The organism is Cohnella sp., assembly GCF_041640265.1.
Lineage (GTDB): Bacteria > Bacillota > Bacilli > Paenibacillales > Paenibacillaceae > Cohnella.
The window spans coordinates 154,463-169,321 of the sequence record NZ_JBEQAP010000006.1 but is presented as its reverse complement, the minus strand read 5'-3'; the positions used below and the strand labels follow the sequence as shown (position 1 = coordinate 169,321).

14 protein-coding genes are annotated in these 14,859 nt (G+C 47.2%); 12 read left to right on the top strand and 2 right to left on the bottom strand.

Translation table 11 applies throughout. The features are described 5' to 3' along the window. The first annotated feature begins 242 nt into the window (after window positions 1-242). Window positions 243-1,376 (top strand): tRNA guanosine(34) transglycosylase Tgt, encoded by a 1,134-nt coding sequence (tgt, locus tag ACESLK_RS07290; RefSeq protein WP_373228511.1) that lies wholly within the window; start codon window positions 243-245, stop codon window positions 1,374-1,376. 19 nt (window positions 1,377-1,395) lie between these two features. Beyond that, window positions 1,396-1,680, top strand: coding sequence for a preprotein translocase subunit YajC (gene yajC, locus ACESLK_RS07285; RefSeq protein ID WP_373228510.1), 285 nt, complete (start codon window positions 1,396-1,398; stop codon window positions 1,678-1,680). A gap of 153 nt (window positions 1,681-1,833) precedes the next feature. On the opposite strand, the gene ACESLK_RS07280 is transcribed toward yajC, so the two are convergent. After that, the gene (locus ACESLK_RS07280) at window positions 1,834-2,232 is read right to left on the bottom strand and encodes a TIGR04086 family membrane protein (RefSeq protein WP_373228508.1); all 399 of its coding nucleotides are present in this window, start codon (window positions 2,230-2,232) and stop codon (window positions 1,834-1,836) included. 215 nt (window positions 2,233-2,447) lie between these two features. Here ACESLK_RS07280 and ACESLK_RS07275 point away from each other — a divergent pair, with 215 nt between their 5' ends. Then, window positions 2,448-3,161, top strand: a complete 714-nt coding sequence (locus tag ACESLK_RS07275; protein WP_373228507.1) for a DUF421 domain-containing protein — start codon at window positions 2,448-2,450, stop codon at window positions 3,159-3,161. A 3-nt stretch (window positions 3,162-3,164) separates the two neighbouring features. On the opposite strand, the gene spoVB is transcribed toward ACESLK_RS07275, so the two are convergent. Then, on the bottom strand, window positions 3,165-4,754 hold the full coding sequence (gene spoVB / locus ACESLK_RS07270; RefSeq protein ID WP_373228550.1) for a stage V sporulation protein B: 1,590 nt from the start codon (window positions 4,752-4,754) through the stop codon (window positions 3,165-3,167). A 177-nt stretch (window positions 4,755-4,931) separates the two neighbouring features. On the opposite strand from spoVB, the gene ACESLK_RS07265 reads away from it, so the two are divergent. From ACESLK_RS07265 to ACESLK_RS07225, 9 genes are all read left to right on the top strand, one after another. After that, a complete protein-coding gene (locus tag ACESLK_RS07265; protein ID WP_373228505.1) occupies window positions 4,932-5,201 on the top strand; it encodes a post-transcriptional regulator in 270 nt (89 codons plus the stop codon). Between the two features lie 110 nt (window positions 5,202-5,311). Continuing rightward, window positions 5,312-6,586 carry a protein translocase subunit SecD gene (secD, locus tag ACESLK_RS07260; RefSeq protein WP_373228503.1) on the top strand — a complete coding sequence of 425 codons (1,275 nt, stop codon included), beginning with the start codon at window positions 5,312-5,314 and terminating at the stop codon, window positions 6,584-6,586. Next, a complete protein-coding gene (secF, locus tag ACESLK_RS07255; RefSeq protein WP_373228502.1) occupies window positions 6,576-7,484 on the top strand; it encodes a protein translocase subunit SecF in 909 nt (302 codons plus the stop codon). Before secD ends, secF begins: the two co-directional genes overlap by 11 nt. A 28-nt stretch (window positions 7,485-7,512) precedes the next feature. After that, entirely contained in the window at window positions 7,513-8,448 is a 936-nt protein-coding gene (locus tag ACESLK_RS07250) for a cation diffusion facilitator family transporter (protein WP_373228500.1), read from the top strand. An 82-nt stretch (window positions 8,449-8,530) separates the two neighbouring features. Continuing rightward, on the top strand, window positions 8,531-10,954 hold the full coding sequence (recJ, locus tag ACESLK_RS07245) for a single-stranded-DNA-specific exonuclease RecJ (protein ID WP_373228499.1): 2,424 nt from the start codon (window positions 8,531-8,533) through the stop codon (window positions 10,952-10,954). 98 nt (window positions 10,955-11,052) lie between these two features. Then, window positions 11,053-11,565 carry an adenine phosphoribosyltransferase gene (locus tag ACESLK_RS07240; protein ID WP_373228498.1) on the top strand — a complete coding sequence of 171 codons (513 nt, stop codon included), beginning with the start codon at window positions 11,053-11,055 and terminating at the stop codon, window positions 11,563-11,565. Between the two features lie 243 nt (window positions 11,566-11,808). After that, entirely contained in the window at window positions 11,809-14,004 is a 2,196-nt protein-coding gene (locus ACESLK_RS07235; RefSeq protein ID WP_373228549.1) for a RelA/SpoT family protein, read from the top strand. Between the two features lie 27 nt (window positions 14,005-14,031). Next, on the top strand, window positions 14,032-14,478 hold the full coding sequence (gene dtd / locus ACESLK_RS07230; protein ID WP_373228497.1) for a D-aminoacyl-tRNA deacylase: 447 nt from the start codon (window positions 14,032-14,034) through the stop codon (window positions 14,476-14,478). A 63-nt stretch (window positions 14,479-14,541) separates the two neighbouring features. After that, the gene (locus tag ACESLK_RS07225; protein ID WP_373228496.1) at window positions 14,542-14,724 is read left to right on the top strand and encodes a hypothetical protein; all 183 of its coding nucleotides are present in this window, start codon (window positions 14,542-14,544) and stop codon (window positions 14,722-14,724) included. The last annotated feature ends 135 nt before the right edge of the window (window positions 14,725-14,859 follow it).

The window sequence follows — 14,859 nt, the reverse complement described above, 5'->3', positions numbered from 1 at the left end:
AGGGAAGAAAAGGGTTGATACGGAGAGTTTACGTCCGCCTTTGAAATTCGAGTTGTATCCATTACCCATTCAAACAACTTGGATCGCTCTTTCGGGGTCCCCGCAAAGTAATCGGATTATGCTTCGTCAGCATAGAGTTCACTTTGTGGGGTGTTGCAGTGGCGGAGTAGCAACCCTTTTCTGTACGACGAAATTGCGGTTTCCAGCAGTACTAAACTTAGCAGACAGAGAGGAATACCTTAATGGCAGTAAAATACGAATTGCTCAAAACCTGCGCCCAAACCGGAGCAAGACTCGGCAGAGTGCATACACCGCACGGCGTCATTGATACACCAACCTTCATGCCGGTAGGCACCCAAGCTACCGTTAAATCCATGAGTCCGGAAGAGCTGAAGATGCTGGGCGCTGAAATCATTCTGAGCAATACTTACCATTTATTCCTTCGTCCCGGGCACGAATTGGTTAAAGAAGCCGGCGGGCTGCATAAATTCATGAACTGGGATAGACCGATTTTAACGGACAGCGGCGGCTTTCAGGTGTTCTCCCTAAGCGAAATGCGCAAAATCACCGAACAAGGCGTTGAATTCCGTTCGCATCTTAACGGCGACAAGATGTCACTAACTCCGGAGAGCGCAACGCATGTGCAAAATGCGCTTGGCGCCGATATCATCATGGCTTTCGATGAGTGTCCGCCTTATCCTGCAGAGTATGAATATGTGAAGCAATCGACACAGCGGACAAGCCGTTGGGCCGAGAGATGTCTAAAAGCGCACCAACGCCCTGAGGATCAGGCCTTGTTCGGGATCGTACAGGGCGGAATGCATAAGGATTTGCGTAAACAGAGTGCGCTGGAGTTGACTTCACTCGATTTTCCGGGGTATGCTATGGGTGGACTGAGTGTAGGCGAGCCTAAACCGCTCATGTACGAAATGTTGGAAGAGACGATACATTTATTGCCTAGTAACAAGCCTCGTTATCTGATGGGGGTTGGGTCACCAGATGCTCTCATTGACGGAAGCATCCGTGGGGTCGACATGTTTGATTGCGTGTTGCCTACGCGCATTGCCCGCAATGGAACGCTAATGACCAGCCAAGGCCGATTGGTCGTTCGCAACGCCAAGTACACCAATGATTTCGGTCCATTGGATCCGGAATGCTCTTGTTATACTTGCCAGAATTATTCCCGTGCTTATATTCGTCACCTGATCAAAGCGGACGAGACTTTCGGACTTCGTCTGACAACCATACATAACCTTCATTTCCTGGTTAACCTTATGGGTGAGGTGCGACAAGCGATTAGGGAAGACCGGCTTGGAACTTTCCGTGATCAATTTTTCGAGAAATACGGGATGGAAACGAATAACAGCGGTTTTTGAGAAAGGAGGGAAAAAGAAAATGTGGCAAACACTAGCGCCTTTTGTATTGATGTTCGCTATTTTTTATTTCCTGCTGATTCGTCCGCAGCAAAAGAAACAGAAACAACGCAGCACAATGCTTAACGCCTTAAAAAAAGGTGATAAAGTAACAACGGTTGGCGGTCTGCACGGTACGATTTCGGAAATCGCTGACGATACCGTTGTCATCAAGGTAAACGATGTTACGAAATTAACGTTCGATCGTGCTTCGGTTAACAACGTAACGGCACGCTCAGAGTTGAAAGACGAAGTAGAGAGCGTTTAATCTAACTGTTCCTGCTTCAAGTACATAAAAAAGCCTTTCCGACCAGACAATAACGTCCGGTCAGAAAGGCTTTTTAATTTGTATCTAATCATGGATCGATGGGGCATGAGGCGTAACGCTCGAATTGGTAGCATATATCGGGCCGTGTCAGACTCAGCGGTTGCCTGTACCGGCATTAACTCCTAGCATACCGCCGAAAACTCCTGCCAAACATGTTACTCCCAATAAAATGGGTACGGCCATTGACCAGCTCGCATCGGTTGCGAGAAAGCTGATGATCAATAAGAGAAGCGTATATAACATACCGTTAGCCATTCCGAAGTACCAACCCCGTCTCCCAGAGCGTTTGGCTGACATAAATCCACCAGCTAACGATGCCCAACCATGTACGCAGAATACCCATGGCTGCATGGTGGATTCACTGAGGGAGGAGCCCATTAGCATAATGGATAAAATGATTGCGCCAATTGCCAGCCATATTCCAGACCAGTACAAACCGGAAGCGACAGGTGAAGCCATACGTAAACCAAATAAGCGGGATAAAGAATTCAAGGAACACCACTCCTTCTTATTATCATCGTTTGTATCAGCTTATGGCGTAGTTGGAGAACCTAGTACAGGCTAGTTGGAATGGGTTAAAGAGCCTCTATTTGCCATAATTTCCGTACGGTTGATTGGAATGAGCCTTTAGGTACACGGTGACACTATAATGGAAAACGCCCGAAAAGGCAGCCAAAGCGTTAGTAAACCGATTTGGAGGGGAAAACATGGAGCTGACAGCGATCCTGTTACGAACGACATTCATGTATTTCTTCATATTCTTGATTATGCGGTTAATGGGTAAGCGCGAGATTGGTAAGCTTTCGGTCTTTGACCTGGTCATTTCCATTATGATTGCGGAGATTGCGGTTATTGTAATCGAATCGACGGAAAAATCCATGCTGCTTGCGATCACGCCAATAATACTCCTTGTTCTGATACAGTTAGGAATTGCGTTTATTTCCTTAAAAAACAGAAAATTACGTTTATGGTTCGATGGCGAGCCAAGTGTATTCATTCGTGATGGACGTTTGAATCGAGTGGAAATGCGCAAACAAAGATACAATTTGGATGATTTATTGTCTCAGCTCCGTGAAAATCAAGTAACCGATATCGAGAACGTTGTGCTTGCCGTATTGGAATCGACGGGTAAGCTGTCAGTCATTAAGAAAGAAAATCGAGGAGACAGCCAAGGAAGCGGTAGAGACAACCCCGAGGAACAGGAATCCGAAAAATGGGTCAATAATCCCAAAATTCGATACGCGCTGCTGCCTTTACCGTTGATTCTTGATGGACAAGTTCAGGACGATAGCTTAGAGAAGCTAGGTAAGACTCGTTTTTGGTTGAAGAATGAATTGCAAAATTATGAGGTAGACAACTTTAAGAATGTTTTTTTCTGCAGCATCGATCATAGGGGCAGGCTTTATGTAGATAAAAAGTGAAGGTCAGGGAGTCATTTTAGGTTGGAAAAAACGCCCAATTAACGGTATCCGAGCGGCGTCATTTCGATCAATAAGTTTTAGGCCAACAAGCAGCAGCAAATAAAGAAGTATGGCTATAAAGCCGGAAATAACAAGATTTAGAGTGTTGTGCGGCAGTAAGCTTGAATTCCATATCCAGAGGGCTGTTGCGCTCATGACAATCATAGCAGCGGTAACTTTCAGGAAGTCGAGCGGCTGCATGCGGAAGCCTGTTAAGCGAGCCACGCTGATCCAATGCAATAAGGTAACTAATACCATATTGACTCCAATAGCTATAACGGCACCAAGAATACCGAATTGGGGCTGAGTAGCCAATTGGACGATAAGGATAAGCTTGATGGCTGCTCCTGCAAAAGTATTGAACAATGCGGTGCCCGGACGGTTTAGAGCTTGCAGAGAAGCCTGAAGCGGTGCCTGCATATATAATAAAATAGCAATAGGTGCCAACCAACGCAGCATGTCCGCCATGGAATCATCTCCATAGAGCAATATGCAGATGGGTCCTGCGAACAACCCCATTAAAACGACGAATGGAGCTCCTGTCACGACGGCAAGCCGCATGGATTGGTGCAGCCGAATATGAATGGTTGCCCAATCTCCTCGTGAAGCCGCCTCTGATAAGGACGGAACAAGAGATACGGCAAGGGAATAGGTTAAGGCTCCAGGGAGCAGCAGAAGGGGGATAACCATACCTTGCAAGGCCCCATATTGCGCTGTTGCAACTGCTGCAGCTAAGCCTGCTGCGGCTAAGCTTCTAACGGTTAATATGGATTCAAGCAGATAAGAAAGAGATCCGATCATTTTGCTTCCAGTGACTGGAATAGCCGTATGCAATATTTTCCTCAAATAACCTGTTTCTCGGCTAGCTATTTTTATCCCAGCTTCACTGTCCTCGGATTTATATTGGTCCTTCATTAAGATTTGACGCTCTCGAACGAATTGGACCCACAGGACAAGCAATCCGGCACATTCCCCGGCAACCATTCCAAGAACTGCCCCGGCTGCGGCAAGCTCAAGTCCATAAGGCATAAACATCCATGCGAACAAGAGGGTCAGCACAATCCGGAAGATGGTTTCCGTTGTTTGGGAAAATGCGGTCGGGATCATATTCTGCTTACCTTGGAAATAACCGCGCCACACGGACGATACCGCAACTAAGGGGAGAACGGGCAGCATCATTAAGAACGCGCTATGTACGCGCGAGTCGGTCATGATTACGGCAGAAATAAACTCTGATAGTCCCAAGCAGAAGAGAGCTGCGATTAGGCTTATAGATAAGGCTAATGTAACCGCTATTCTTAATATTTTGCTCACAGCGCGAATGTCGCCTTTGGAATCCGCTTCTGCTACGAGCTTTGCAACAGCCAATGGAATTCCACCTGCGATAAGCGTCAGCATTACAATCATGAATGGATAAACTAATTGTATGAGACCCACGCCTTCGGCTCCGATCATTCGAGGCAATGCTATACGGGGAATAAACCCAAGAATTCGGTTCAAAAGGCCAGCCGCCAGCAAAATCATGGCGCCTTGGATAAAAGTCTGTTTGCGCAAAGACAAAGCAATCCCTCATCCCTCATGTGGGTTAGTCCATACTTCATATATGTATGCGATGGTTGTCCATCTTCATGCCACTGGCAGGAATTATGGCTTAAGTGGAGAATTACTCTATAGTGAGCTAGATGTAATGCGGGTTAGATTCCAGTCATCGAGCTAGGAGGATATGAACGGATGGATGAGCTGAACGATATAAATATGACTGACATCGAAATGAACGAGACGATTGAGCAGTTATGTTTAAGTAAAGCGGAAGAGTTTCATTTGATTGGATATGAGCATGTGTCTGGAGCCGATGTTTGGGAATGCGTAAGCGATAAGTATCATACAAAAGGCACTCCGGCGTTATATGAAGTAGTTAACGACATTTTGTCCCTTAAGGTAACGCAGTTCATGAACTTCATTACTTTGAGCATGTATAGAGGCGAGATGCGCAAAAGATAATCGAATAGTTAGGAAGTCTTCTCCGAAAGGGGAAGGCTTTCTTTTTGACTTCCTTTTGAAGTGGTAGTTATAATAGGAACATTGAGAATCGAAAGGGGACCGCAATAGAGATGAAACGATTAGTAGCTTTCGTACTCATTGTACTCGTTGGCTGTGGGGTGATGGGATTCCTAACGCCAGGACTACTGAAGGAGACGAAGCTTGGGCTGGACCTCAAGGGCGGTATCGAAATTCTGTATGAAGCGAATCCGTTCACAGAAGGCGAAGAGTTAACGAAAGAAACACTGATTCAAACAGCGTTAAGCTTGGAAGATCGGGCTAACCGCTCTGGTGTAGCGGAGCCGGAGGTAACGACAGAAGGTAACAATCGGATTCGCTTGAAGATTGCTGTCGATGTAGGAGAAACCCCTAAAGAGCGGGATGAAGCGATCCAGAAAATACGCGATTTAATGAAAAAACCCGCTGAGCTTCAATTCCGAAGCGCTACGGGATGTGCTGATGGAAGCTATTGTAAGGTAGAGTTTACAGGCGTAGATTTCAAATCAGGCGCTGCTGCGGTGGAGTATGATGAGTTGAATCGCCCGCTCGTTAGAATTGAAGTTAAAGAAAAAGCTAAGCTGGCGGAGGTTTCCACGCGTTTAGTCGGTCAAAATTTGGCCATTTATTTGGATGATATTCTGGAGTCTGATCCTGTCGTACAGCAGCCGTTAACGGACGGAACTGCTGTCATTAGCGGGCAAGAGACACGGGCTAAAGCACAGGAGCTTGCGGATATCATTAATTTAGGCGCATTGCCGCTTAAGCTGACTGAGAAATATACCCAGAGCGTCGGAGCTACATTAGGTAAGCAGTCCTTGCAAGACACGTTGTTCGCGGGGATTCTTGCGTCCGTGCTTATACTTATTTTCATGCTCTTGTTCTATCGTATTCCAGGTGTTGTCGCTAGTATTTGCCTTATTGTGTTTGTCTGGATATTGCTCGGTGTCTTCTACTTAATGGATGCGACTTTGACCCTTCCCGGCATTGCAGCCTTCGTGCTCGGAATCGGTATTGCCGTCGATTCGAATATTATTACTGCGGAACGGATTAAAGATGAGCTTCGTTCGGGCAAGACAATCTCTTCCTCCTTGAGAGCAGGAGCAAAGAACAGCTTTCGGACGATTATCGATGCTCATATTACTACCTTAATCGCGGGTATGGTGCTGTATTTCATGGGTCATGGCGTTGTTAAAAGCTTTGCAATCGTCCTGATTGCAAGCATCGTCGTTAACATCGCTACAAACGTTTTTCTTCCGCGTTATCTGCTCAACCTGCTCGTTAAGAGCGGATATTTCAACAATCCAAGGCAATATAACGTGAAGGAGAGTGAAATCGATGCGCTCTAAACGAAACTTTGATTTTGTGAAATCCAGCCGTCGGTTCCTGACCGTCTCTGCCGCTATTTTGTTGATTGGGTTGCTTGCCCTTGGTTTCTTCGGATTAAATTACGGCATTGATTTCAGCTCCGGAACCTCGGTAGATATTTCGACATCGAAATCCGTTGATGATGATAAAATCAAGACGTTCCTTGATGAACAGAAGCTTGGCGATTACACGCTAACCACCGCAGAGAATCGTGATTCAGTCCGATTCAAGCAGGCGCTTAATGAACAGCAGGAAAGAGACTTTAAGGCGGCTTTCCTCTCGCAGATCGATGCGGATGCCTCGTTCGAGATCAATATTGTAGACGTTGATATTGCTCGCGAGCAGCAGACCAATGCGATAATCGGTCTTGCTGTGGCTAGCCTTGGCATTGTTCTCTACATTAGCATCCGCTTTGAATGGAGGTTTGCCCTTGCAGCGGTTGCGTCACTTCTATACGATGCCTTGTTCGTAATCTGCCTATTCTCTATTTTCCGCTTGGAAGTGAACCTGCCGTTCATATTGGCGGTCTTGACCATTATCGGTTATTCCATCAATGATACGGTCGTAATCTTCGATAGGATTCGTGAAAATTTACGTTTCGCCAAAATCAAAACACACGCTGATTTAGAGAAGCTGGTTAATGATAGCATTTGGCAGACTATGGCTCGTTCAATAAACACGGTGATAACAGTTCTCCTTGCCGCTGGATGTTTGTTTGTATTTGGCAGTGAATCGATAAAGCTATTCTCGCTCGCAATGATCTTTGGTTTAGCAAGCGGTGCTTATTCCTCTATCTTTATTGCCAGCCAGCTGTGGCTGTACTTCAAGAAGAGGCAGCCGATTAAGAAATTGACTGTCAAAGCACCAAGCACACCGTAAAGCTTTTAATATAAAGGAGTGGCTGACGATGGAACAACGCTCCGTATCGACGGATCGCGGTGCTCTGGTCTCCCTATGGGGGCTGCTCGGATTGTTCTTAGCAAAGGGTACTGTTGGCTTGCTTACAGGAAGTAAGGCTTTATTAGCCGATGCATGCCAGTCTGCTGCAGATTGCGTAGGAGCGGGTACTACCTATCTTGGGATTCGGAAAGCACGTTTGGATCCCAACGCGAAGGCTTTAAGCGGTCAGCATTCGGAGTCCACAGCAACAATTGTCTTATCGGTCTTACTTCTCGTTGCAGGGCTCGAAATCGGAATTTCCTCCATCCGTTCAATGGCTCGCGGCGTCGAAGAAGCGCCGGGTTGGGGTGCGGTTATCTTGATAGCGGCAAGTATCGGAATTCGAGAAGGGCTTGTCCGTTACAAGAGAAGTCGCAATAACCTGTGCGGTATTCGTGGAGATCGTTATGTTGACCACCGGCCAGACATTTTCGCATCGTTAACCGCCTTAGTTGGAACATCGGGTGCACTCGTTGGAGAAATATACGGGATGCCGTTCCTCTTTGTACTAGATCCAGCCGCTGGTCTTGTAATCTCGGTCTTTGTCGTAAGGATGGGTTATCGATTGACGTCTGGAGTTATAAAGGCTGCCGACCGCACAACACTAGATGATGCCGACGCTCAGACCTTGCTCGAAGCGGTGCAGAGAGTGGAAGGTGTCATTGCAGTGGGCGAAGTGAAAGCAAAGGAGCAAGGGCATTATCTAATCCTTGAGGTCGATATCAGAGTAAACCCGAGGATTAGCGTGATCGAAGGGCAAGATATTGCGCTTCGGGTAAAGAGACAATTAACCAAACGCTTCTTGCATATCATGGATGCCAATGTAAGAGTACAGCCCTATGATCCCGGCTTTCCTTATAAATCTAACCATCATGAAGAAGAACTGCCTTCATTCCTGCAATAATGTTTTCCTGAAGCACTTCAATCCGCCGCCAATCTGTCGGCGGATTGTTTGGTGTAATAAGCTACATACGAAAGGAGTTCATATGATAACATCCAAGTACAGATGGGATATGCCCGTAATAGAGGAGAAATTCGTTACAGAGCTAGCAGACAGCTTAAACATAAGCCCCCTCGTTGCAGGTGTTCTGACTGCGAGAGGATGGAAATCAGATGAGCTTACTGCAGCTTTTCTCCAATCGGATGTAGAGCAGCTGCTGGATCCCTACGAGATGAAAGGGATGCGAGCAGCGGTTGATTGTATCACTCAAGCCATAGCGGCAGGAGATAAAATCCGCGTGTATGGAGATTACGATGCAGATGGCGTGACATCTACATCTCTTATGATTCGTCTGCTGACAGAGCTTGGGGCAACCTTCGATACTTATATTCCGCATCGCAGTAAAGAAGGGTATGGCTTGAATCTTGGAGCGATTGATCTGGCCATTGAAGCAGGAATTCGTCTGCTGATTACGGTGGATAATGGAATTAGCGCGGTGGAGCAAATCGCTTATGCTGCGGAAAGAGGCATTAAGGTAGTTGTAACGGATCATCATGAACCTCCAGAAGTGCTCCCTGAAGCAGTCGCGCTGGTTAATCCCAAGCAGAAGGATTGTTCGTATCCTTTTAAGGGATTATGCGGTGCAGGTGTCGTCTTCAAGCTTGCGCATGCTTTGCTTGGGCGACCCGTATTGGAATACGCCGATCTAGCGGCTATTGGTACGATTGCAGATCTTATGCCCCTCGTAGGTGAGAATAGGGTGATTGCACGTTTGGGACTGGAGCAAATGAGACGGCAACCCGTCGCGGGCATTCGTGCACTCTCGAAGGTGTCCGGGTTCAAGCCTGAGGACTTAACAAGCGGTCGTATAGGTTTCTCGTTAGCACCGAGATTAAATGCGGGCGGGCGCTTAGAGCATGCGGATCGGGCGGTTAAGCTGCTTGAAGCTGCCACTGATGAGGAAGCTGACCTACTAGCCATGGAGCTGGATGTATTAAACGGCGAAAGACAAACTTTGGTTGAACGCACGGTTATTGAAGCAGATGAAATATGGCAGCATTTAAGCAGTGCAGCCACGAATCCAAGAAATGTCATCCTTTTGGCCAATGAGGGTTGGAATGCGGGGATTGCCGGACTCGTTGCCTCTAAGCTGGTGGAACGTTATTATCGACCGGTCATTATTCTAGCAATAGATCCGGAAACAGGATTTGCAAAGGGCTCCGCTCGCTCGATAGATGGCTTCGATCTTTACGCAGCGTTAACAGAATGCGCAGAATTGATGGAGCATTACGGAGGTCACAAAGCGGCAGCGGGCATGACGATTTCCCGGGAAAAGGTTGGAGAGCTTGCTGATCAATTGCATGTGTTAGCAGAGCAATGGCTTAATGAAGAAGATTGGCAGCCGAAGCGGCGGGTTGACCTCAAGATTAACCTTCGCGATGTTACGCTTGAAGCCGTTGAGCAATTAGCCCAATTGGAGCCATTTGGCAATGGGAATCCAACACCGCGAGTTGTTATTCCCAACGTTCTTGTTCGTGAAAGCAGGACAATGGGCAAGGATAAAAAGCATCTGCGGATAACGGTAGAGCAGGCCGGACAAACAATCGAAGCGGTAGCCTTCGGAATGGGTGAGCAGAGAGATAGATTAGCTCCAGATACCCGTATTGATCTGCTCGGTGAACTATCCGTGAATGAGTGGAATGGAACTCGCCGCGTACAGATCATGCTGCAGGATTATCGATCAGATGAGCTGCGGCTTTTGGATAGACGCAAGGAGCAGAATATGTGGTCGTCCGTAGAAAATCTCGTTCTAAATCCAACGTCTGAGATTGTCATCGGATGTGCCACGGCAACTCTATACACAGAAGCAGTTGCCAGGTTCGGGCATACCCCGATTTCGATATGTTTGTATAATGACAGCTTCATTAGTCACCGAACGGAAGTCGAATCTGCTGCGGCGAAGGATTTACAGTCAAGTGTGATGAAGAGCTGGCGACAGTTGATATTGCTTGGCTTACCTAGCGATGAGCAGGAATTAATAACCTTAAAGCAATGGTTAGCTCCAGAAAGAGGAGGAGAAAGTGTACATATTTATTCCGAACCCGGCTTCTTTAATAAGAAGCAGGGTGAGAACTCTGCTGGATTTCCCGATCGGAAGCATTTTGCACAAATATATGCAATGTGTCGTAAGCAAGGTGAATGGTTGGATGCTCCAGATGGTTTCATTCAGAAAGCCGGTTTAGCAACGGGTTGGCCGTTATCCACTATTCGAATGATGCAGGAGGTGTTCATTGAGCTTGGGTTTATTGCAGCTGAAGGTGCCAAGCGGAAGATTGTTTCGGAACCGCCGCGAAGAGAATTGGAGCAATCCATAAGATATGGAAAAGCTAAAGAACAATTCGACGGAGCTTGCTTACATGAGATGACAACAGAGCAATTACGAGAGTGGTTCGCCGCTCACCATCGTTAATTGTCTTTAATTCCTCACAGTGACGCTCCGCTCTAGCCAAAAGACGGGGAAAAAGTGTATAATGCAGATCGTGAGATCATCAAAGGAGCATGATAATTTTGAATTTCAAAGATTATATTCGAGTTATACCCGATTTCCCTCAGCCGGGTATTCGGTTTAAAGATATTACGACGCTGCTTAAGGATGGACCTGCCTATCGGACGGCCATCGAAGCGATGAAAGAACAAGTATCTTCTCTGCAGATAGATCTCATAGCAGGCCCTGAGGCTCGTGGCTTCGTAATCGGCGCACCGCTTGCGATTGCACTGGGTGTTGGCTTCGTTCCAATTCGCAAGAGCGGTAAGCTGCCGGGAGATACAGTAGAAGCAGCCTATGATCTGGAGTATGGTAAAGACCGTTTAGCCATTCATAAGGATTCCATTAAACCCGGTCAGAAAGTATTGATCGCTGATGACCTGCTTGCAACAGGCGGTACAATTGCAACCTCCATTGATTTAATCCGTCAGCTTGGCGGTGACGTCATCGGCGCTGCCTTCCTGATTGAGCTAAGTTATTTGAGCGGACGCGATAAGCTGTCTGGCCTTGAAGTTTCTTCGCTTGTTACTTACTAGTACTGCTTTTTTATTGTGATACCAATGGGCTGCAACAGCTTCTACGGGACTTTCTCCTTGGTCTAATGACTGGGAGAGGTCCTGTTTTCATTTGTTTGTCGTTACACGAATACTTTTGTCGTATTCGGATTGAATTGCCTGCTGCTGCTTAAGGTTGACGTTTCCCGCCGCAAAGAGGCATAATGGTAGCAATAACTTCAGGGGAAACTCCCGGTGTTCGGCACCGGCGGAAAGGAATTCGGCATGGGCATGGAGCTGCTTCTCGAGAAAGCAACTACGTATATGAAAGAGCAAGATTTACAGAAAATCCGGGACGCCTATGAATTTGCCGAGGAAGCTCATCGCGGCCAAATGCGCAAATCAGGTGAGCCCTATATTTTACATCCCTTGGCTGTTGCCGAAATTTGTATGGGCATGCAGATGGATGTCGTTACAGTAATGGCGGCACTTCTGCACGATGTCGTCGAAGACACGAACGTTACAGTGGACGATTTGAAAGATCGTTTCGGGGAAACCTTGGCGGGTCTTGTCGACGGTCTGACAAAGCTGGAAAGAATCCAATTCCGTTCAAAGGAAGAGCAACAAAATGAGAACTACCGCAAAATGTTCGTGGCAATGGCTAACGATATTCGTGTTATTCTAATTAAGCTGGCAGATCGGCTGCATAATATGCGTACGCTTAAGTTCCAGTCAGAAGAAAGCCAGCGCAGAATCGCACATGAAACGCTTGAAATATACTGTCCAATCGCCCACCGACTCGGGATCAGTGCGATCAAATGGGAAATGGAGGATATTGCGCTTCGTTTCCTTAATCCCCAGCAGTATTATCGCATTGCTCATTTAATGAAGATGAAACGTACGGAGCGGGAACAGCACATTACCGAGCTTATTGACCGGATTCGGGAAAAGCTCGAGGAAATGGGCATACAGGGTGATATATCCGGACGGCCGAAGCATATTTATAGCGTTTATAAGAAGATGTCTACTCGCAACAAACAGTTTAATGAAATCTATGATCTTCTAGCCATTCGTATTCTGGTCGACAATGTGAAGGATTGTTATGCAACGCTCGGTATCATTCATACGTTATGGAAGCCGATGCCGGGGCGCTTTAAGGATTATATCGCAATGCCGAAAGCCAATATGTACCAATCCCTGCATACCACGATTGTAGGCTCGACTGGCGAACCTACAGAGGTGCAGATTCGTACTTGGGATATGCATCGAACAAGCGAGATTGGTATTGCTGCTCATTGGTCATATAAGGAAGGAAACAGTAACGGTGTTGCACAGGGCAGCTTTGGGGAGAAAATGAATTGGTTCCGCGAGATCATCGAGCTGCAGCAAGAAACGCGAGATGCAGCGGAATTCATGGAATCGCTCAAGATGGACTTTTTCACTGATCTTGTTTTTGTTTTCACACCTAAAGGTGAGGTTTTCGAGCTTCCGGCCGGATCGGTTCCACTTGATTTTGCCTTCCGTGTCCATACCGAGGTAGGCAATCGGACGATAGGCGCTAAGGTTAATGGACGTATCGTTCCGTTGGACCATAAACTTAAAACCGGCGATATCGTTGAGATTCTGACCTCCAAGCATTCATATGGACCGAGTCAAGACTGGCTGAAGATTGCGCAGTCCTCTCATGCGAGAAGCAAGATCCGACAATGGTTCAAGAAGGAGCAGCGCGAAGAAAGCGTAGACAAAGGCCGAGATTTGCTTGAGCGCGAGCTGAAGCGGCTTGGGCTTGAACCGCATGAATGGATGACTGATGACAAGCTCCAGGAAGCGGCTAAGAAGTTTACATTTAATGATGTGGAAGATATGATGTCGGCCATCGGGTTTGGAGGCATTACGGCAGCCCAGATTTGTACGAAGCTTACGGAGAAATTACGCAAGGAAGCCGAAGAAGCACAGCAAATCCAACTGACTACCGAGATTAAAGAAATGAAAGCTCCCTCCATGGGTGCTGCAGGACGTCGTCGCCCGACACACGGCGTTAGCGTCAAGGGAGTAGACAATCTGCTCGTTCGTTTTGCCCGTTGCTGCAATCCGGTACCTGGCGATGATATTATCGGATATATCACGAGAGGGCGCGGCGTCTCTGTTCATAGATCAGACTGTCCTAATATCCCGACTGGGGAAGAGGGAGAGGAAGCGGCCCGCGTCATTGAAGTAGATTGGGAAAGCGCAGTCGAGGCTAATTATAGCGTTGAGATCGAAATATTAGGCCACGATCGCCGCGGTCTGCTGAATGAGGTTCTTCAAGCCGTCTCCGAGAGTAAAACCAATATTTCGGCTGTATCAGGACGTTCCGATAAGAACAAGATGGCGATCATGCATATGACCATTCTCATCCGCAATAAGGAGCACCTTCAGTCGGTAGTCGATAAAATTAAGCGGGTGAAGGATATTTTTTCCGTGCAGCGGATGATGCAATAGATGCGGGCAAGGACGGAGGCAACACTTATGAAGGTTGTCGTACAAAGGGTATCTGGAGCTAAGGTAACCGTAGCTGGTGACGTTATAGGCGAGATTAAGACCGGGTTGATGGTGCTTGTCGGCGTAGGTCAAGAGGATAGAGAGCAAGATTTATTCTGGATGGCGGACAAGCTGGCGGGCCTCAGGATCTTCGAAGATGAGACCGGCAAAATGAACCTGTCAGTGGAAGATATTAAAGGATCTATCCTATCGGTGTCCCAATTTACCTTATATGGGGATTGCCGCAAAGGCAGACGGCCAAACTTCATGGCCGCGGCAAAGCCGGAAATAGCAGAATCGCTGTATGAACAGTTTAACGAGCGGTTGCGAGCTCGCGGGTTGCAAGTGGAAACCGGACGGTTCGGCTCGATGATGGATGTCTCGCTAGTTAATGACGGTCCTGTGACGATTATTTTAGATAGTAATAACGATTGAAAAAGCAACTAAGCGGCAACACTAAATGTCGAACCCTTCTTTGGCCAAGAAAGGAAGATCGACATGAGGCAATCACGTAAGGAAGCGAACCTGGAATGGATGATGCGGGAAGGCTTAATTCCGGAACGCAGGGAAGCGCTGGTCCTATCCGGCGATATTCGTAATGAGTTCGGGAACGATTTAGGAACAAGCGCACCTGCCGGTGCCGCACATGGGAGACGTTATCCTCCCGGTGGACGGGGTTAACCGGCAACAAACACCTCCTTCTGATATAGGCTTGCAGCCCATATCAGAAGGAGGTGGATGTCGGATAGCGCTTTCATAATTGTAACCAAACTGTAATCTTTTTTATACAGTCCCTTAAAGAAAATGGTCTACGAT

Coding starts and splice junctions, on each gene's coding strand:
- ACESLK_RS07235 (WP_373228549.1), top strand. CDS start 11,809: ATGGGCATGGAGCTGCTTCTCGAGAAAGCAACTACGTATATGAAAGAG.
- secF (WP_373228502.1), top strand. CDS start 6,576: ATGCGCTCTAAACGAAACTTTGATTTTGTGAAATCCAGCCGTCGGTTC.
- yajC (WP_373228510.1), top strand. CDS start 1,396: ATGTGGCAAACACTAGCGCCTTTTGTATTGATGTTCGCTATTTTTTAT.
- secD (WP_373228503.1), top strand. CDS start 5,312: ATGAAACGATTAGTAGCTTTCGTACTCATTGTACTCGTTGGCTGTGGG.
- tgt (WP_373228511.1), top strand. CDS start 243: ATGGCAGTAAAATACGAATTGCTCAAAACCTGCGCCCAAACCGGAGCA.
- recJ (WP_373228499.1), top strand. CDS start 8,531: ATGATAACATCCAAGTACAGATGGGATATGCCCGTAATAGAGGAGAAA.
- ACESLK_RS07265 (WP_373228505.1), top strand. CDS start 4,932: ATGGATGAGCTGAACGATATAAATATGACTGACATCGAAATGAACGAG.
- ACESLK_RS07275 (WP_373228507.1), top strand. CDS start 2,448: ATGGAGCTGACAGCGATCCTGTTACGAACGACATTCATGTATTTCTTC.
- ACESLK_RS07225 (WP_373228496.1), top strand. CDS start 14,542: ATGAGGCAATCACGTAAGGAAGCGAACCTGGAATGGATGATGCGGGAA.
- dtd (WP_373228497.1), top strand. CDS start 14,032: ATGAAGGTTGTCGTACAAAGGGTATCTGGAGCTAAGGTAACCGTAGCT.
- ACESLK_RS07250 (WP_373228500.1), top strand. CDS start 7,513: ATGGAACAACGCTCCGTATCGACGGATCGCGGTGCTCTGGTCTCCCTA.